Origin of the sequence: Providencia alcalifaciens, assembly GCF_915403165.1 — a bacterium.
In the GTDB taxonomy this organism is placed as follows: domain Bacteria; phylum Pseudomonadota; class Gammaproteobacteria; order Enterobacterales; family Enterobacteriaceae; genus Providencia; species Providencia alcalifaciens_C.
In genome coordinates this window covers 1,645,464-1,664,930 of record NZ_OU659204.1, presented here as the reverse complement: position 1 = coordinate 1,664,930, position 19,467 = coordinate 1,645,464, and the positions used below count along the sequence as shown (strand labels likewise).

At 42.2% G+C, this 19,467-nt stretch carries 17 protein-coding genes; 3 read left to right on the top strand and 14 right to left on the bottom strand.

The genetic code is table 11. The annotated features are described in order from the left end of the window. The first annotated feature begins 262 nt into the window (after positions 1-262). Together LDO73_RS07620 and LDO73_RS07615 are read left to right on the top strand one after the other, a co-directional pair. Positions 263-2,395, top strand: a complete 2,133-nt coding sequence (locus LDO73_RS07620; RefSeq protein WP_224060883.1) for a TonB-dependent receptor domain-containing protein — start codon at positions 263-265, stop codon at positions 2,393-2,395. Between the two features lie 491 nt (positions 2,396-2,886). Then, complete coding sequence (locus tag LDO73_RS07615; protein ID WP_006813273.1) at positions 2,887-3,258, top strand: helix-turn-helix domain-containing protein; 372 nt, start codon at positions 2,887-2,889, stop codon at positions 3,256-3,258. 84 nt (positions 3,259-3,342) lie between these two features. Here LDO73_RS07615 and LDO73_RS07610 read toward each other — a convergent pair whose 3' ends face one another. From LDO73_RS07610 to btuC, 11 genes are all read right to left on the bottom strand, one after another. Continuing rightward, entirely contained in the window at positions 3,343-4,359 is a 1,017-nt protein-coding gene (locus LDO73_RS07610; protein WP_224060882.1) for a lipoate--protein ligase A, read from the bottom strand. Positions 4,360-4,433: 74 nt separating this feature from the next. Then, positions 4,434-4,919, bottom strand: coding sequence for a C40 family peptidase (locus LDO73_RS07605; protein WP_224060881.1), 486 nt, complete (start codon positions 4,917-4,919; stop codon positions 4,434-4,436). 141 nt (positions 4,920-5,060) lie between these two features. Beyond that, a complete protein-coding gene (gene arnF, locus LDO73_RS07600) occupies positions 5,061-5,468 on the bottom strand; it encodes a 4-amino-4-deoxy-L-arabinose-phosphoundecaprenol flippase subunit ArnF (RefSeq protein ID WP_224060880.1) in 408 nt (135 codons plus the stop codon). Next, positions 5,465-5,812, bottom strand: a complete 348-nt coding sequence (gene arnE / locus LDO73_RS07595; protein ID WP_224060879.1) for a 4-amino-4-deoxy-L-arabinose-phosphoundecaprenol flippase subunit ArnE — start codon at positions 5,810-5,812, stop codon at positions 5,465-5,467. Before arnE ends, arnF begins: the two co-directional genes overlap by 4 nt. After that, on the bottom strand, positions 5,809-7,467 hold the full coding sequence (gene arnT / locus LDO73_RS07590) for a lipid IV(A) 4-amino-4-deoxy-L-arabinosyltransferase (RefSeq protein ID WP_224060878.1): 1,659 nt from the start codon (positions 7,465-7,467) through the stop codon (positions 5,809-5,811). The genes arnE and arnT overlap by 4 nt, the downstream gene beginning before the upstream one ends. A gap of 7 nt (positions 7,468-7,474) precedes the next feature. Beyond that, complete coding sequence (gene arnD / locus LDO73_RS07585; RefSeq protein ID WP_224060877.1) at positions 7,475-8,368, bottom strand: 4-deoxy-4-formamido-L-arabinose-phosphoundecaprenol deformylase; 894 nt, start codon at positions 8,366-8,368, stop codon at positions 7,475-7,477. Continuing rightward, on the bottom strand, positions 8,368-10,353 hold the full coding sequence (arnA, locus tag LDO73_RS07580) for a bifunctional UDP-4-amino-4-deoxy-L-arabinose formyltransferase/UDP-glucuronic acid oxidase ArnA (protein WP_224060876.1): 1,986 nt from the start codon (positions 10,351-10,353) through the stop codon (positions 8,368-8,370). Before arnA ends, arnD begins: the two co-directional genes overlap by 1 nt. Beyond that, positions 10,353-11,345 (bottom strand): undecaprenyl-phosphate 4-deoxy-4-formamido-L-arabinose transferase, encoded by a 993-nt coding sequence (arnC, locus tag LDO73_RS07575; protein ID WP_036950457.1) that lies wholly within the window; start codon positions 11,343-11,345, stop codon positions 10,353-10,355. Before arnC ends, arnA begins: the two co-directional genes overlap by 1 nt. After that, positions 11,345-12,490: a UDP-4-amino-4-deoxy-L-arabinose aminotransferase gene (gene arnB, locus LDO73_RS07570; RefSeq protein WP_224060875.1), complete on the bottom strand. Its 1,146-nt coding sequence runs from the start codon at positions 12,488-12,490 to the stop codon at positions 11,345-11,347. Before arnB ends, arnC begins: the two co-directional genes overlap by 1 nt. A 124-nt stretch (positions 12,491-12,614) precedes the next feature. Continuing rightward, positions 12,615-13,382, bottom strand: a complete 768-nt coding sequence (locus LDO73_RS07565; RefSeq protein WP_224060874.1) for an ATP-binding cassette domain-containing protein — start codon at positions 13,380-13,382, stop codon at positions 12,615-12,617. A 1-nt stretch (position 13,383) separates the two neighbouring features. Further along, the gene (gene btuC, locus LDO73_RS07560) at positions 13,384-14,388 is read right to left on the bottom strand and encodes a vitamin B12 ABC transporter permease BtuC (RefSeq protein WP_224060873.1); all 1,005 of its coding nucleotides are present in this window, start codon (positions 14,386-14,388) and stop codon (positions 13,384-13,386) included. Between the two features lie 122 nt (positions 14,389-14,510). Here btuC and LDO73_RS07555 point away from each other — a divergent pair, with 122 nt between their 5' ends. Next, positions 14,511-15,659, top strand: a complete 1,149-nt coding sequence (locus LDO73_RS07555) for a RhoGAP domain-containing protein (RefSeq protein WP_224060872.1) — start codon at positions 14,511-14,513, stop codon at positions 15,657-15,659. A gap of 72 nt (positions 15,660-15,731) precedes the next feature. Here the strand turns inward: LDO73_RS07555 and ihfA are convergent, their stop codons facing one another. The 3 genes from ihfA to pheS are packed head-to-tail and all read right to left on the bottom strand — an operon-like array spanning position 15,732 to position 19,418. Then, the gene (ihfA, locus tag LDO73_RS07550; protein WP_004263721.1) at positions 15,732-16,028 is read right to left on the bottom strand and encodes an integration host factor subunit alpha; all 297 of its coding nucleotides are present in this window, start codon (positions 16,026-16,028) and stop codon (positions 15,732-15,734) included. Positions 16,029-16,032: 4 nt separating this feature from the next. Beyond that, entirely contained in the window at positions 16,033-18,420 is a 2,388-nt protein-coding gene (gene pheT, locus LDO73_RS07545; protein WP_224060871.1) for a phenylalanine--tRNA ligase subunit beta, read from the bottom strand. A 14-nt stretch (positions 18,421-18,434) separates the two neighbouring features. Further along, positions 18,435-19,418 carry a phenylalanine--tRNA ligase subunit alpha gene (gene pheS / locus LDO73_RS07540; RefSeq protein ID WP_036950469.1) on the bottom strand — a complete coding sequence of 328 codons (984 nt, stop codon included), beginning with the start codon at positions 19,416-19,418 and terminating at the stop codon, positions 18,435-18,437. Between the last annotated feature and the right edge of the window lie 49 nt (positions 19,419-19,467).

Here is a 19,467-nt window from a genome sequence, read left to right as displayed (position 1 = left end):
AACCAAAATAAGTGCTTTAGATTGTATTCTAATCTAAAGCGCTTATTTCCATTCTCTGAGCCAATAAATCACCATCAACGTATTCACAAATCAATATAATTGCCTGATTATTTTAAATAATTTGACATTATTCACCGAAAAATACTTGATACCGCCATTTTATTAACGATAATGATTCTCGTTTTTAACTATAAGCCACCCATGGATAATTTTTTTATTATCTTGGCTGCCAGAATCATATTACTCAGGAAAGGATTTCCTAATGGCGTTTACATTGAGATCAGCATCAACTTCAGGTGCTTCACACAGCAAAGTATTTTCTTTATCAACATTAACCGTCGCCCTTGCTATGACTGGGTTCAGTACTGCAAGTTTTGCCACCGACGATATCATTCACGTCACCACCACGCCATTGAGCCACGAAAAGTTTGCCGTGGCTGAACAATTTGAGGTGATTGACGCAACCGCACCAGAACAACAAACTGCATCATCCGCCCTCGATTTATTAAAGGGTCAGGCTGGTATTTTTGTGACAGGTGCAGGCAGTACCTATGGGCAGTCGGTGCAGATGCGAGGTTACGACTCCCGTGGTGTCAAAATTATGGTGGATAATGTAGTTCAGGATTTTAACTCTGGCCTATTTGATGCCACACTGATTGACCCCTCACTGATCAGCAAAGCCTATGTACATAAAGGCGCATCCTCTGTACAACACGGCAGCGGCGCGCTTGCCGGTGTTATTTCCCTTAAAACCCTCAGCGCTTCAGAAGTGTTAGCTCCCGGACAAAATATCGGAGGCCGTTTATTCAGTGGTATCAACCGCAATGATCATGGTTATTATGCGGGGGGAACATTACTTGGACGCAGTGATTCTGTTGATGCCCTACTCAGCTATAGTCAACGCAAAAAATATTTAATGGCATCAATTGATTCAGCACCTTTTGATAACCAAGAAAAAATTCATAACTGGATGTTTAAAACCACTTGGATGGCAAACCCTGCTTATCACATTGGTTTGCAGCTTCGAGAATATCGTAATGATGGCTTGAGTCTAAAACAGCCTGCGCAGATTGTAACTAAATTCAAGAATGACCCTACAGAGCGTAATATTCATCAACGCGATATCTTAATTAATCAAGTGTTTAAGCCTGAAAATAGGCTTCAATGGGAAGGCGAGTGGGGTATTTATTATACTGATCTCAGCCTAAGCCAATTAGATTTAGTTAAAGCTGCAAAAAAACCAACGGAGTATGGTGCCGAAAGCCGTAATCAATATACTTATGGTTCTAAGTTTTCAAACCACTTTGCTTTACCAGTATCAAGCTGGGCATACAGCAATATTCAAAGCGGCATTGAACACTATCAACAAGAACAAAAACCTAACCAATATGCCATTAGTTATCCACCCACAGAATTATCAAATACGTCAGGCTGGCTAAATAGTGACCTTACTCTAACTCATGTACCTGTAACGCTTTCAGCGGGAACGCGTTTTACACAGTATCATGTTAATCGTGATGACTTTGCTAAAAGTAAGCACACCAATTGGTCTTCACGTTTTGCCATTAGTGCAACCCCAACACATTGGTTAAGTCTTCATTCCTCTTATGCTGAAGGCTATCGCACGCCACGTATGGCCGAGCTATATAATAACTCCATGCATTTTGAAACACCGATATATGGTAACTCCATTTTTAGACCATCTCCTGATTTGAAACCAGAAACCAATAAAACACTGGAAGCTGGGTTAAAACTGAGTTTCGATGATTTCGTCGTTAATGGCGATACCCTACAGCTTGGCACAACGTACTTTAACACCAAGGCGCAAAATTATATTGCCATGGAGAGTAAGTATAAAAGAGTTATTGGGCGAGACATGTATTATCAATGGTTCCCTAGAGAGGTTTACTATATTAATGTGCCATCAGCAACAATAACGGGGTTTGATAGCTTTATTCATTACCAATCACCATGGTTTGATTTAAGCCTTAATCATAACTTTACGACAGGTAAAGAGGATTTAGAAAATCATACCCTCTCTTCTATTCGACCTGAATCAATGATGATTAAATTCAATGCACCAGTGGCTAATACAGGAGTCAATGTGGGTTGGACTGGAGAGTTTGCCGCAAGAACGAAAATTACGGGAGATAGTACCTATAAACTGCCTGATAGAAAAAACTCTAACGATCTAGATCGCTACCGCCGTGAGATTTTCCAGCAGGCTGGTTATGGCATTCATGATTTCTATATCAACTATAAAGCCGACCAATTTGTCAAAGGGCTAAATACCACCCTAACCCTTAAGAACGCGTTTGATAGAGACTATGTCTCTTCTATGGGTGTACCGCAAGAAGGTCGTAATTTTTATTGGAATGTGAATTATCAGTGGTAATTAACGAATAACAAAATGCTAAAACGAGGTTCATTTATCTCAATCTTAGGATTTTATGGATAAATGAACCTTTTACTGCACAACAACATCACTTAAAAAACAATTCACTTCGGAATTTCCTGTTAATTGTTATATTCCACTTCATCAGATTGCTCATTATTCAGCCAAATAAAAACTCAATAGTTTACTTGGTTAATAAAATCGAACAGTATCCACAATAAATTTGAACAAGATTATATCCACCTTGAATTTACATATTTTACGTTAGATTAATTAACTTAACCTATTGTATTATAATGAATTTTAACATTCATTTGTGTATGTTTAGTTTTTCGCATTTCAATAGAAACTATCGTAACAATAGTTATTCTCATTCAAAAACCGCACGATTGGCCTATCGATATATCGGAAAAAAAGGAAGAATAGACCATAATTTCATGAGTTATTATTAGTTATTAATGAACAATAGCCTACTAGAGTAGGAGGTAGATATGTCAGAAAGTGTAGTCAACGAAATCATTAGATGGCTTGAAAGCCAATTACAACGCAATGAAGGCATCAAAATCGATACTATCGCGGATAAAAGCGGGTACTCGAAATGGCATTTACAGCGTGTATTTAAAGAGCTTAAGGGCTGCACGCTAGGCGAATATGTTCGTAAACGTCGCCTATTAGAAGCCGCTAAATCATTACGCGAAGGCAACTTACCTATTCTCGATATCGCGTTGCAATATGGTTTTAGCTCTCAAGCAACATTTACGCGTATTTTTAAAAAACACTTTGATACTACCCCGGCTAAATTCCGTCAGGCCGGTGAGTTACCAGAATGCAAAACCTTTATGACTTGCAATTGCCATCATTAAGCGCGCATTAGATTTTCGTTACACCCTCAAACACCCATTCCAACGAAATCTATTTTTTGAGCCGATAAATAATCGGCTCTTTTTTTATTTCAGTTCGTTAACGAGCCAATTCTCTAAATCTGCACATTGCTCAGTCAATTCCGGCCACAACACGGTCATTTTTGCCATTAACTGACGGACAGTTTCCGTTTGATAAGCTTGCCCCACTAGTTGCTGACTTAACCATTCCAATGGCGATGGTTCTAGACTGTCGGTGAAAAATTGGCAGCGCGTGATCACACCTTTTTCAATATCAAAATGAAATTCAATCCCGCCCCACGGGAAGCGGGTATCCGCCATATGACTAAAAGCCGGCGCTTGCCCAAAGTTCCATTCCCAGCTACTTTGCTTCGCGAATGTTTCTGCAAAATTGGGTAAATCAGGGAGTTTTTCCGGCGAGATATATTCTGGCTCCACTGTTTCACCGTAGTAGCTAAAGAAGCTATTTATGATCCCTTCGCACACTTTTTCATGGGAAATATCCGGTACCAGCTCATTTAAATTGGCGACGCGAGAACGCACTGACGTAATCCCTTTGGCTTGCAGTTTTTTAGGATCGGGATTGAGATAGTTTGCTAAACGACTTAAATCGGTATTAATCAGCAAAGTACCGTGGTGGAAGCCACGATCTTTAGTTTCACGGTAGGCTGAACCTGATATTTTTCGTGGGCCATTTTCGGTTTCGAGGACTAAATCGTTGCGTCCAGAAATTTCTGCGTGGATCCCAACTTTTGCTAGCCCATCTACAATAATTTGCGTTGAGATGGTTTTATCATATTCCGGTTTTCCTGCCATAAAAGTAAAACAGGTGTTCCCTAAATCTTGAAATACAGCTCCGCCACCACTGCTACGACGCGCTAATCGAACATTATCTTGTTCCATTTTGCGAGTGTTACATTCTTTCCATGGGTTTTGAGCGCGACCGATGACCACGGTATCGGCATTACGCCATAGGAACATCACGCGTTGGTCAGCTGACATTTGGCGAAAAATAGTTTCTTCAACCGCTAAATTAAACCAAGGGTCGAAGGATTCAGAGATAAATAAACGTAATGTAGACATTCGGCTATCCTAAAAGCAAAACTTGCTCCTAAGATAGCATAATCACTGAGGAATTAATGAGGAATGAAGCGAAATTAGATGCGCCGCGCCTGCCAAAACACTTTTCGCCAATAGCTATTATCCATCGATGAACGTATCACGCCTTTACTGGTGGATGCATGGATAAATGTGTTGTCAGTATCGTAAATCCCAACATGCAGACCGTTTTCCCCTGATCCCGTTTTAAAGAATACAAGGTCACCCGGCATTAAATCCGATTTATCAATGCGCGTACCTAAACGTGTTTGGTCAACAGTCGTACGCGGGACTTCAATCGCAAAGCGGTCACTAAATGTTCGATAAACAAAGCCTGAACAATCCACACCATTTTGGCTCATTCCGCCATAGTGATACGGCGTACCATACCATTGGATTAGTTGGTCTTTGAGCTGAGCGATAGTCATGATGGGGTCTGATAATTGGGTTTTCATTGGCGGTGCTGACGTCCGTTTTACGGATGAAGAGCAGCCAATCAACACCAGGCAACACAGCAATGGTAGGTATTTGAGATTCACTATCATAGCGTACCTTATAGATAACCCGTGGGTATAGATAACTCAAAAATAATCACCTTAAGTGATATCTTAATACGCGAGACTATAATGTACAATGATCAACAGTACAGCGCATAAAAAATAACACCTAAGGCTAATTATCTGATGCTATTTAGCTTTTTTCGTTAAAGGCTTGGAAGGTCGACTGATAAGCCATACGCCTAACAGGATAAACGTAATCCCCGCAGCTTTTAACCCAGTGGCGGGCTCATTGAACCATGGCAACGCCACCGCCAGTATGTAAACAAACACATAGCTGAGGCTGATAAGCGGGTAAGCCTTATTGAGCGCAATGTATTTTAACGCAAATAGCCAACACAGCATCGATAGCGCATAGCAGACTAATCCAACAAAGATAATCCCTAAACTTGTCGCATTATCTGTCAGCCATTCTAGCTGTAACCAGTGCCAACCTAGAGAGAACGAAGGTAGTTCCACAACTCCCGCCTTCAGACTGAGTTGTGCGACGGTGACTAATAGCGCGCTACCGAGTACCCATAAGTATCCTTTATTCATACACTTATACTCATCAGTAGTATTCCTATCATGATTGAGGCAACTCCGAGCCAGTGGTTTAGCCCAGTTTGCTCATGGTAGACAAATTGCCCTATCAATGTGACCAAGACGAAATTAATGCTGAGCATCGGGTAGGCAATACTGAGTGGCATTGTTTCCAATAACTTTAGCCAAAACAGCATTCCCAACCCTAGCATTAATGCTGCCAGCACCAGCCAACGAATGGCGGATGCGGCTTTATTATGTTTCTCTCCTTGCCAAGTGACGACCGCTTGCTTTTGGGCAATTTGCCCAATGCATGTCAACACGCTGACAAGAAGTAACAGAAGTAATTGCGCTATCATTGTTTATGGTAAACCACTATCGCCATACGGGAATTCTTAATGACTTCATCCGGCTTAGGAATGTCTGGCAAACCTTCTTTTTTACCTAACAAGAACACCACGGTGACCTGCCCTTCTTGGCGAGCTTTTGCCAGCCATGCAGCAAATTCATCCGGTTTCACCAAACGATGAGCACTGTCTGGGTATTCCAAACCATAGGTTAATTCACCGCTACTATTATAGAGATAAATATTGGAATTTTTGGTTTCCCATGCCAGCCCCGCAGCCACCCCGACATTACTTGCCATCAAATATTGACTATTCATCAAGAGATCATGATTTTGATGAATAAAATTCTGCGGTAACTTCGAATCAATGGTGTTATTTGGCAATGCACTACCAATACACAAGCTGACAGCCAATGAGCAAGATGCCGCCCACAACCAATATTTTGCATTTAATACGGTGCAGAGATAGCCAATGATTGCCCAAATCGAAAAGGCCACAACCCCCAGCACCATTTTTGACCATTCATCATGTTCATATAGGGGCTTTTTGATCACACTGCTGACGATAATCACCGCGATCACAGCGGCAATTCCGATAACAATGTTAATAATTCCATTGGCTTTCAATGCTTTCATGGTGCCATTGCGTACACAATCCACACCATATTTCGCCATTAACAGTGCCAATGGTGCCATAAACGGCAGCATGTAAGTCGGTAGTTTTCCGCGCGAAATACTGAAGAAAATCACCGGAACCACAAACCAACATAATAAAAAGAACATATCTGGGCTAGATTTACGCTCTTTCCATCCTTTAATTAAGGAGCCAGGCACTAAGCCCATCCACGGAATAGCCCCAAGCAAAATAATCGGAATATAGTACCAGAATGGCGCGACGTGCTGAGCATCATCTGCCGTAAAGCGTTTCACATGCTCAACCCAGAAGAAGTAATTCCAGTAATCCGGTTCCTGTTTGGCTATTGCCAATGCCCATGGCAAGCTGATGATCACCGCGGTGACAATCGCTAATGGACCATATTTGAGCATTTCAAGGAAACGTTTTTGATACAAGGTGATTGGCAGCATCACAATGACAGGAATAGCTAAAGCTAAAAAGCCTTTGGTCATAAATGCCATACCACAGGCCAAGCCAAGCGCTCCCCACGCGGCGAGTTTGGTCTTCACCTCTCGAGCCTTCATTGCCCATAAGCAACAAAACATGCTGGCGGCTATCCATAACGATAGCATCGGGTCGAGAACGCTGTATGTTCCCACCGCAAACACCAAGAACATCGAGATGTAGATGAAGCTTGCCACATAAGCAACATGACTATTACGCCACATCATTTTTGCCATGCGGTAAACCAGAAGTGTGCTCAATAAAATACAGAAGACAGAACCAAAACGGACTGCAAAGTTTGTGTCACCAAAAATCATTTGGCTAATATTGTTGATCCAATACCCCGCCACTGGTTTCTCAAAGTAACGAATATCCAGCATGTACGGCACAATCCAGTCGCCGCGTTGCAACATTTCGCGACTGATTTCTGCATAACGGGTTTCATCCGGCTGCCAAAGTAAACGACTGTTTAACGGCAACAAATAGGTCAAGACAAAAAAAAGAGCCAGCAGAGAGGCTCCTACTTTGCTCGCTCGGTTATTCAACATGGGTATTTTATTCCTCTTCTTGGCAGCCCAGCCAACCTTCTCGTCCCGGGAATGGGGCGCGAACCACTCTTCCTTTTGGAAGCGTATTGATGTCTTCAGGCAACAATTCACTCAATGTACAGAATTGGATTTCTTCTTGCTTAATTCGTTCCAATAATTGTGAAAATTGTTGTGACTTTGACATTCCTTCCACTTCCGTATGGATAGTGTAAACCGAAACACCTTGGTCATCTTTTATTGCTTGAAGAATAAAATCATTAAATTCTTCATCTGCCACAACTGTACCAACAACTTCATCGTAGGTTGGTAACGTCACCGGAATTTGTACTGTTCCCAAAGAACCATCACGTAGAATAGGTCTAAATGGAAATTTTCCACGGCAGTCACTGTTGTAGTCAAAATTAAACCCTTGTTTAACTTCGAGTACACGCTCATCACCACGCCACCCGGCTACCGCAGAACAAGTGACTCGTTGGCCTGTCGCGTGTTGCAATGCATCGACACCCAATTTGACTTGCTCAGTGAGTTGAGCCTCGTTCCATTTAGCCACTTTGGCTTGCCATCCTTGATGATCCCACGCATGTAAGCCGACTTCGTGCCCAGCTTCCAAGGTTTGTTTCATCAAATAGCCTAAATCTTTGGCGATTTTTTTACCTGGCCACGCAGTACCCGCCAGTAAAATATCTAAACCATACAAAGATGCCGCATTCGACCGTAGCATTTTCCACAGAAATTTAGGACGCAAAAGGCGCCATAAATGACGCCCCATATTATCGGGTCCTACACTGAAGAAAAAGCTGGCCTGAATATCATGCTCTTTGAGCACTTTAAGTAATTGAGGGACCCCTTTCAATGTACCTTGATAGGTGTCCACATCGATTCTCAAGCCAACTTTTTTCATTATTTTTTGCTTTCCAGCTCTTCTACAGCACCCTGTAAGAAGAAGTCTAATGTTTCTTCAATGGTATCTTTCATGTCGATAGTCGGAACCCAGTCAAGTAAACGACGTGCGTTTTCAACACTTGGTTTACGATGCTCAACGTCTTGGTAACCTTGACCATAGTAGCTCGCGCTTTCGATTTCACGGAAGCCAGCAAATGGCGGGAACTTGCTACGAGCTGGGTGTTTTTCGAAGCTTTCTAACAGCATTTCCGCTAACTGACGAATACTTGCTTCGTTAGTTGGGTTACCGATGTTGATGATTTGACCATCACATTTGCCGTCTTTGTTTTCAATGATGCGGAACAGTGCTTCGATACCATCTTTGATATCTGTGAAGCAGCGTTTTTGTGCACCACCATCGACTAACTTGATTGGTGAACCTTCAACTAAGTTCAGGATCAGCTGAGTAATCGCGCGTGAGCTACCAATACGTGCAGAGTTCAGGCTATCTAAACGTGGTCCCATCCAGTTAAATGGACGGAATAAGGTGAATTTCAGACCTTCTTTCGCGCCGTATGCCCAGATAACTCGGTCAAGTAACTGTTTAGATACAGAGTAAATCCAACGTTGTTTATTGATTGGACCGACGATCAGACGAGATTCATCTTCATCAAACTCTTTATCATCACACATACCATAAACTTCAGAAGTTGATGGGAAAATGATGCGTTTGTTGTATTTCACGCAGTAACGAACAACTTTCAGGTTTTCTTCGAAGTCTAATTCGAATACACGCAGTGGGTTACGGGTATATTCGATTGGTGTCGCGATAGCAACCAATGGCAGAATAACGTCACATTTTTTGATGTGGTATTCAATCCATTCAGTATGAATGCTCACGTCACCTTCGATGAAGTGGAAACGTGGGTTACCAATGAAGCGCTCAATGGCAGATGAACCAATATCCATACCATAGATATCATAGTTGTCATCTTGTAACAGACGCTCAGTTAAGTGGTTACCGATAAAACCGTTCACACCTAAAATCAGAACACGCTTACGGCGTTTGACTTGTGTTGTTGGTTTGATCCCAACATGCATGTCAGCCATAATGCCCATTTCATTAGCTAGGCGATTACCCTGCATGTAAAGACCCGTTTCGCTCTGACCACTAACGATTTCTAGTGCGCCTTGGCCACAAGCAATACGCAGTGGGTCGCTAGATAATACGGTACCTGCTGCTTTACCTTGGTTATCGTCTAATACGCGAGCACGCCATACTACCATTTTACGTGCACCTAAATAGGTGAACGCGCCTGGGTATGGTTCAGTGACTGCGCGGATCAGGCAGCTAATTTCTTTCGCGCTGCGGCTCCAGTCGATTTGACCGTCATCGGCACAACGACGACCGAAGTAGCTTGCTTGGCTCTCATCTTGAGCAACAGTTTTATAACTGCCTGCTTCGATTAATGGCAGAGTTTTATCTAATAGCACTTCTGCTGCTTCACGTACTTTCGCATGCAGAGTCAGAGCAGTATCAGTATCCGTGATAGCCACTTTTTCTTGCGCTACGATATCGCCAGCATCCGCTTTAGCGACCATTTTATGCAGTGTTACGCCAGTTTCGCTTTCACCATTTAACAGTGCCCAGTTGATTGGTGCACGACCACGGTATTTAGGCAGTAAAGAACCGTGCAGGTTGAAAGCGCCTTTCGGTGCTAATGCTAACAGTTCTTCGCTTAACATATCGCGATAGTAGAAAGAGAAAATCACATCAGGTTTCATCTCACGAATACGTTCAATCCACAGTGGGTGGTTAACGTTTTCTGGAGCGAAAACAGGAAGTTCCATATCTGCACTGACACGAGCTACAGAAGAGTAAAAGTGGTTTTCATTTGGATCATCAGTGTGCGTAAATACTGCCTGAATATCAAAACCCGCTTTCTCAAGCGCTTTTATCCCTACACAGCCAATATCATGATAGGCAAAAACAATAGCTTTCATTAGTTTTCTTCCTGATTTTTGTCGGTTTTAAGGTCTGCACCGACGACTTTTTGAATAAAATAACGAGGTCTCGCGCGCACATCATTATAGATCCTACCGATGTATTCGCCCAATAATCCCATAGCAACAAACTGCGCGCCGATAAACATAAAGAGTATCGCAAACAGTGTAAATACGCCGTCAGCTGCCCAGCTCGCACCGAACAGTAAACGTAAAACAATTAACAACACTGCCAGCACAAAACCACCAGCAGCGATAATGCTACCAACCACGCTTAACAAACGCAGAGGCGCAGTCGTTAAACAAGTTAATAAGTCATACATTAAATTAATCAGCTTCATAAAGCTGTATTTTGAATCACCAAACTCACGCTCAGCATGCGCTACATCAATTTCGATGGTTCTACGCGCAAATGTATTCGCTAAAATAGGAATAAATGTGCTGCGTTCATGGCATTGAAGCATCGCTTCAATGATATGACGGCGATAAGCGCGCAGCATACAGCCGTAGTCACCCATTGAACGACCAGTCGCCTTGGTGATCATCGCATTGATCATTTTTGATGCCGTTTTACGGAACCATGAATCTTGACGATTAGCACGACGAGTTCCAACAACATCATAGCCTTGAGCCGCTGTTTGTACTAAACGAGGGATCTCTTCTGGTGGATTTTGTAAGTCCGCATCAAGAGTGATAACTAAGTCGCCATCCGCTTGATTGAAACCCGCCATGATCGCAGAGTGTTGACCATAATTGCGGTTTAAAATGATCGCAATCACATGGTTATCTGGATTTTCAGCCGCTTCAACCAACATTTTTGCAGAACGGTCGCTACTTCCATCGTCAACTAAAATTAACTCATAAGCTTGAGTCAGTTGTTTACAGGACTTAATCGTACGTTCTAACAGCTGAGGCAAGCTTTGCTCTTCGTTGTAAACAGGGATTACCACTGAGACTTTTTTAATCTCATCAAATTCATCAGCTAATGACACTATTTTGACTCCAAAAGGACTGTATTAATCGCACTCACTACCCGTTCAACATCCGCGTCAGTCATGTCTGGGAACAAAGGCAATGAGCAAAGCGTTGCACTATTCCATGTTGATTCTGGCAATGACAGCTCTGGGTATTTTTCGCGGTAATATTTTTGTGTATGAGCCGCACGGAAATGTAATCCCGTACCAATATTATGCTCTTTTAACTTCTCCATAAATGCATCGCGGTCAATGCCACACACAGATTCATCAACACGTACCATAAATAAGTGGTTAGCGTGTAAATGTGGGTATTCTGGCACAGATAACATTTGTAATGGAGAGTCTTTTAGTAACTCACGGTAGCGTGCCGTCAGTTCAGCTCGACGCTGGTTTAAATACTCAACGCGGGACAATTGTACTACTGCAATCGCCGCATGAATATCTGATAAGTTATATTTGAAACCTGGCTCAACAACTTCGGCTTGTGGTTTACGGCCTTGCATTTGGCGATCAAACGCATCTACACCTAAACCATGGAATTTTAATGCACGAACACGCTGAGCAAGTGCATCATCGTCAGTGGCGACTAAACCACCTTCAGCACAGGTCACGTTTTTGATTGCATGGAATGAAAAAATGGCAGTGCCCTTCTCACCAATCCACTCATTTTTATAACGTGTTCCGACCGCATGAGCTGCATCTTCAATGAGGAAAACACCCGCTTTTTGCGCGATGGCACGTAGGGCATCTAAATCACAAGGAGCACCCGCATAATGAACAGGGATAATTGCCTTCGTTTTGCTCGTTAAGGCTTTTTCTACTGCTTCTGGCTGAATCATAAGGGTATCACGATCAACATCAATCATAACTGGCGTTGCACCTAGCAGCTCAATCATATTGATAGTTGAAACCCATGTTTGTGACGGAGTGATAACTTCATCGCCTGGACCGATACCCAGCGCCATCAAAACAACATGCATACCTGCAGTTGCCGATGCAAGGGCAATCGCATGCTTGCAACCATAGCGTTTGCAAAAATCTTCTTCTAATTGATGATTCTGTGGGCCTGTAGTGATCCAGCCTGAACGCAGAACGTTTTCTACTGCCTTAACCTCTTCATCACCGATTGCTGGTTTTGAAAACGGAAGGAAATTGCTCATATTGTCTGTAGCCTAGTTTCATTATGAATAGGATATTCTAGTTAAAATTACTTTAACCGAACCTCAACACCAGTCATCATTACTGCAATAATTGCCGTGATACGGGCAATAAGAACACGATTAGCTAATTAGTATGATCGTTAATTTGCCATACTTTATTCAATGAGCTCTGATTGAGTTTTATATCAGCCATAAATACATCTGACAAATGACTTTCTGTCATGACATTGTCAGGCTCACCCGCATAGATAATTGCGCCTTTCTTCATCATCCAAATTCGACTTGCATTTTTATAAGAATGACTAAGATTATGTCCACTCATTATAACTGTTCCTGCGCAATGACAAAAACATTTCACCCATTTATCTAGCATTCCTTGCTGAATAATATCTAAATTGTTTATTGGTTCATCAAATAAGATTATTTTTCCGCTCAAACAGTCCCTATCCCATACCTGCAAAAATACAGCGACTATCCGAATTCGTTGCCACTCCCCACCAGATAATTGGTTAATAGGCTTCGATAACAATGGTGAAAGTTGAAAATCTTCGCATAATCCGCTAAAAATCGTGGGCGGAACGACATGCTGCTCAATAAACAGGGATAAGTATTGAAACACTTTTAAACTTGGTAAAATACCCATTTGCTGTGTGAGATAAGAACGAAACCTTGCAATATCTTGAACGACATAATCTTTCAAATTGACATTATTAAAAAGAATCGTTCCTGTGTAAGATGTGCAACCACTCAACGCTGAAAGTAATGTGCTTTTTCCTGCTCCATTGGCACCTAATATGTGTATCTGCTCCCCTGCCAAAACCGACTGATTAATGCCCCGTAACCGGTTTTCCACTGTCAGATTTTGCGTCTCAATCATCACTGTTTTATTCATATTATTGTCGCCACGTATGATTTTTGACGAGAAGATAAATAAAAATAGGGGCCCCCAAGGTCGCGGTAATCACGCCAATCGGAATTTCAGCATTGTCTATCAATAATCGGGACAACAAATCTGCAATTAATAAGCATAGCGCCCCAGCAATTGCACTGGCAGGTAATAAAAAACGGTTATCAGTGATCCCACTTAGCCTTAATATATGAGGGATCACTAATCCTATAAAACTAATTGCCCCCGCAATTGCTACACTGAGTCCAATTAATATTCCGGTAATGATAATTAATATTAATCGCCAGCGATGCGTAGAAAGACCCAGTTGATAGGCTTGAATATCACCCAGTAATAAATAATTTAAAATTCTTCCCTGAGCTATGACCCAAAATAAAAATGGGAGGCAGGCAATGACTAATCCTATTTGACGCCAATCAACACCGCTGAAACTGCCCATCATCCAATACAGCAATTGGCGTAAATCTAAATTACTGCTCATGTAGACCATCCATGTCATGCATGCACCGCTGATCACACCAAGCGCAACACCAACTAATAATAAGCTGGCATTATTCAAATGTTGATGCCGAGCAAAATAGAGTAAAACAGCCGTGAGGACTAAAGCGCCAATAATGGCACTCATGCTAACCAACCAATAATAGGTAACTCCAGAGGAGAGCAATACTGTAAAAATAACGGCGACTCCTGCACCATTACTGATCCCTAGCAATCCTGGTTCCGCTAATGGGTTCTCAAATAACGCTTGCATGATGGCACCCGTTACTGCCAATGATGCTCCAATGGTGATCACCGCAAGGAGCCGAGGTAAGCGAATTTGCCAGACAAATAATTGTGCAGAATCATCCATCCATTGGTTCGGCCAATACCAAATTTCCCCTGCACTGAGCGATAACATTGCAATGATAAAAAGACTCAGTAACAACAAAAAAATCAAACCCATATCGGATTGATTTTGTTTTTTTTGTAAGTTTTTCAATGGAATAGTCATTACATTTACAATAATTATCTTTTATTAAAAAATAAGCGCGTTTTATATAAGAGAGAGCATAAGAAAAAATTTAAACTGCTGCCAATTTTAATTCTACTTTTAACCACAATGAGGGTTTACATATGGCACTAAATACAGTCAATCATTCTCCCAAACCACAACTCTCTGTACACAGCACAAAAGAGACTGATCAAACTGAGAATAAGGCTAGCAGTCATTTTAAAACATCGCTAAAAAAAGTAACTCAATCATTTACTAGCTTTTTCTCTTTGCTTTTTAGTTGCCAAAGCAAACAAGCAAACAAGAAAAAAACCGTTTCAGATGAACCCTTTGTTATGATTAGCCGTCCAAACAAGGGTGCATCAGTACGCGTAGTTTCCTTTGCAGATGAAACTTCCACAAAAAACTTATCACCTCAAGATGAAATCATTCCCAAAACGGGCTTAACCGGGAATTCTCGAGTCGATGCTGCACGAGCCGCTGCATTACACGTCGTCGCGCAACATAAAGCCCAGCGAGCAGAAAAAACACGAAAAAACGAAACCACTAAATTGCAGCAAAGCAATTTGGAGCTCATTAATAGTTATGACCGTCTTTCTGGCATAGATAGAGAGAAAAACCACGCCATTAACCTGCTAGGTTCTGCAATTCTTAAGCATAATGAGTATGCAACAAGTGAAGGTATACTTCGTACTGAAGGCAGCAAAAATGCTGTCAGTGAACTCGTTAATATGATAAATGACCCGAATTACCGTCTTACACTCCCCGAGAACTGTTCTTTACAAACATTAACCAGCGCGTTTAAAAAAATAGCTGGAGAATCACTCAGAAAAGATAACAATATCAACTTCAAATCAGATATTTCATTTAATGATTTACAAGCCTGTGCTGATGCAGTTAAAAACAAAGAAGATGTGACCCAACAAATTAAAACTAGTGAACAATTAAAAAATAAAGCCCCTTCGATTTTAAAAAACTGTGACAATAAGATCCACAGTGCATTGAGTCGCCTAGCACCACCGCCATTAACATTGCAACTTGTTACTCGCTTTTGCGCTCTAATTTCCAATGATGAAGCATCCCATAAAATGTCCATCAGAAATTTAGCCATGATTTTCGCGCCGCACTTGATCAATACAAGCAGCACACCGCAACATAATAGCCAGGATTCTCTTGCTGAGCTCCGAAAAGAAGCTGAAGCCACTAAACTAGCTGAAAATTATATTGCCGCGTTAATCCATCAAGAGAAAAGTCTATTTCACCGCATTTAAAAATAGCCTTTACTTAAAAACAAAGACCGCCTAGGCGGTCTTTTTTATTACTCTGCTATTCAGAGAATAGGATTACTCTTTTGGCGTTGCTTTTTCCACACGGCTTTTTAATTTTTGGCCTGGACGGAAAGTAACAACACGACGAGCAGTGATTGGAATATCTTCCCCAGTTTTAGGGTTACGACCGGGACGTTGATTTTTATCACGTAAATCAAAGTTACCGAATCCAGATAATTTAACTTGCTCACCGTTTTCTAAGGAAAGGCGAACCTCTTCAAAGAAAGTTTCAACAAGGTCTTTCGCATCACGTTTGCTAACACCTAGTTTTTCAAACAAATTTTCTGACATTTCAGCTTTAGTAAGCGCCATAAGTTTAGTCCCTCAAGGAGGCTTGGAATCGCTGTTTTAACGCAGCAACACACAGATCAACGGTCGCGGTAATCTCTTCTTCTTCCATGGTACGCTGGGTATCTTGGAAGACGAGACTGATAGCGAGACTCTTATAACCCTCTGCTATCCCCTCACCACAATACACATCAAATAAGTTTATGCCAACTATATGATTTATGCCAACTTTTTTACATTCTGCTAAAACTTCGGCAGCTGCTACAGTTTCTGGCACAACCACAGCAATGTCACGACGGTTCGACGGATAACGCGAAATCGCTTTCGCTTCTGGAATAACACGCTGTGCGATTGCATCAGTACGAACTTCAAACACGACTGTACGACCATTTAAATCGAGTTTACGTTCTAGTTCTGGGTGAACAACACCGATAAAACCAATATGTTCATTTTCCAGATAAATCCCAGCACTTTGCCCAGGATGTAGTGCTGGATGTGCTTCTGATTTAAATGTAATTTGATTTAGTTTTCCAGTCAATTCAAAAACAGCTTCAAGATCACCTTTTAAATCAAAGAAGTCAACAACTTGTTTATCTAATGACCAATGTTCATCGAATTTGTTGCCCGTGATCACACCTGCCAGCATGTTTTCCTGACGAATCCCATATTCTGCTTGATTATCAGGCGTAAAGCGCAGACCTGTCTCAAATAAACGAATTCTGTTTTGTTGACGATTTTGATTATAGACCACAGTACCTAATAAACCAGTCAACAGAGATAAGCGCATTGCGGACATGTCAGCTGAAATTGGATTTGGCAAGGACAGCACTTCTTCCTGCGGGTGTAATAGGCTCTGAATTTTAGGGTCTACGAAGCTGTAAGTAATCGCTTCTTGATAACCACGGTCAACTAACATCGCTTTAATGCGTTTCAGCGGTAAATTAGCTTCTTTATGGTCAGTCATAATCAAATCAGCACGCAGTGGTACATCTGGAATATTGTTATATCCGTATACGCGAGCGACCTCTTCAACTAAATCTTCTTCGATTTGCATATCGAAACGCCAGCTTGGTGCCACAACATCCCAGCAATCAGCGGAAACTTGTACTTGGCAACCTAAACGCGTCAGAATATCGGTCACCGTTTCGTCTGCAATCACATGACCGATTAAACGATCTAATTTTTTACGCGTTAGCTTAATATTAGCCTGTTTCGGTAAATGAGCTTCGCTAGAAACATCAATGATGTCGCCAACTTCACCACCACAAATTTCCACGATCAATGCGGTTGCACGTTCCATCGCTTTAAATTGCAGTTGAGAGTCAACACCACGTTCAAAACGGTGTGAAGCATCAGTGTGCAGACCGTAATTACGAGCACGGCCAGTGATAGACAGTGGTTCGAAGAATGCGCATTCTAATAAAATGTTCTTAGTTTCAGTGTTAACACCTGAGTGCTTACCACCAAAGATGCCCGCGATGCCCAAAGCTTGAGTTTCGTCGGCAATAACCAGCGTGTCAGACTTCAGAGTGGCTTCTGAACCATCTAACAGCACTAGCTTCTCTTCATCTTTCGCCATGCGCACAATGATTGCGCCATTTAAACGATCTAAATCGTAAGCGTGTTGTGGCTGACCTAATTCCAACAGAACATAGTTCGTGATATCAACTACAGCATCAATAGAACGAACACCGCCACGACGCAGTTTCTCTTTCATCCACATTGGCGTTGGTGCGCTAACATCGATATTTTTGATAACACGACCTAAGAAACGTGGACATGCAGCGGGCGCTTCAACACGAATTGGGAATGTGTCTTTAATTGTGCTAGCCACTGGGTTAATTGCAGGTTCAACTAAATCTAATTTGTTGATAACCGCCACATCACGAGCCACACCTAAGATACTTAAGCAATCTGCACGGTTTGGTGTAATGCTGATTTCAATCGCGTGATCATCTAATTTTAGGTATTCACGGATGTCAGTACCGATAATAGCGTCTTGCGGTAATTCAATAATGCCGCTGTGGTCATCAGAAATGCCTAACTCAGAGAATGAGCACAACATACCTTCAGACGGTTCGCCACGTAATTTCGCAGCTTTAATTTTGAAATCACCCGGTAACACAGCTCCAACGGTTGCAACGGCAACACGTAAGCCTTGGCGGCAGTTTGGTGCGCCACATACGATATCTAATAAGCGATCGCCGCCGACATTCACTTTCGTGACACGCAGTTTATCTGCGTTAGGATGTTGTCCACATTCAACAACTTCACCCACAACAACACCGTGGAATTGACCTGCGACGGTTTCAACGCCATCAACTTCCAGACCCGCCATGGTGATTTGGTCTGATAATTCTTCACTGCTTACCGCCGGGTTCACCCATTCGCGTAACCATAGTTCACTGAATTTCATGAGATAGACCCGCCTTATTTAAACTGTTTGAGGAAACGAAGATCGTTTTCGAAGAATGCACGAAGGTCAGATACGCCATAACGCAACATGGTTAAGCGCTCCATTCCCATACCAAATGCAAATCCAGAGTAGACCTCAGGGTCAATACCGACATTGCGTAATACATTAGGGTGCACCATACCGCAGCCTAATACTTCCAGCCACTTACCGTTTTTACCCATAACATCAACTTCAGCAGAAGGCTCTGTAAATGGGAAATAAGAAGGACGGAATCGAACTTGGACTTCTTCTTCAAAGAAGTTGTTCAGGAAGTCATGAAGTGTGCCTTTTAAGTTGGTAAAGCTAATGTCTTTATCAACAATCAGGCCTTCAGTCTGGTGGAACATTGGGGTGTGAGTCTGGTCGTAGTCATTACGATAAACGCGACCTGGTGCAATAATACGGATTGGTGGTTGCTGACCATTCATCGTACGTATCTGCACGCCAGATGTTTGAGTACGTAATAAACGTTTTGCATCAAACCAGAATGTATCGTGATCAGCACGCGCTGGGTGATGAGCAGGAATGTTCAGAGCATCAAAGTTATGGTAGTCATCTTCGATTTCAGGCCCTGTCTCAACAGAGAAACCTAATTCACCAAAAAACTCTTCAATTCGCTGAATGGTGCGAGTTACTGGATGTAATCCACCATTTTCCATACGGCGACCCGGTAATGAAACGTCGATTTTTTCTGATGCTAAACGTGCATTCAGAATATCGGCTTGCATTGCATCTTTACGGGCGTTCAGTGCATCTTGAACTTGGACTTTAGCTTCATTAATCACAGCCCCTGCTGCTGGGCGTTCATCCGCAGGCAGATCACGCAACGTTTTCATCTGGAGTGTGAAGTGGCCGCTTTTGCCTAAAAATTCAACACGCACTGACTCTAACGTCGCAACATCTTGGGCCTGTTCAATGGCTGCTTTTGCCTGTGCAACCAATTCAGCGAGATGTGGCATTGTTTCCCCTTTATGACCACTCGGTCTTTTGCTAGTTATTCACTAAATT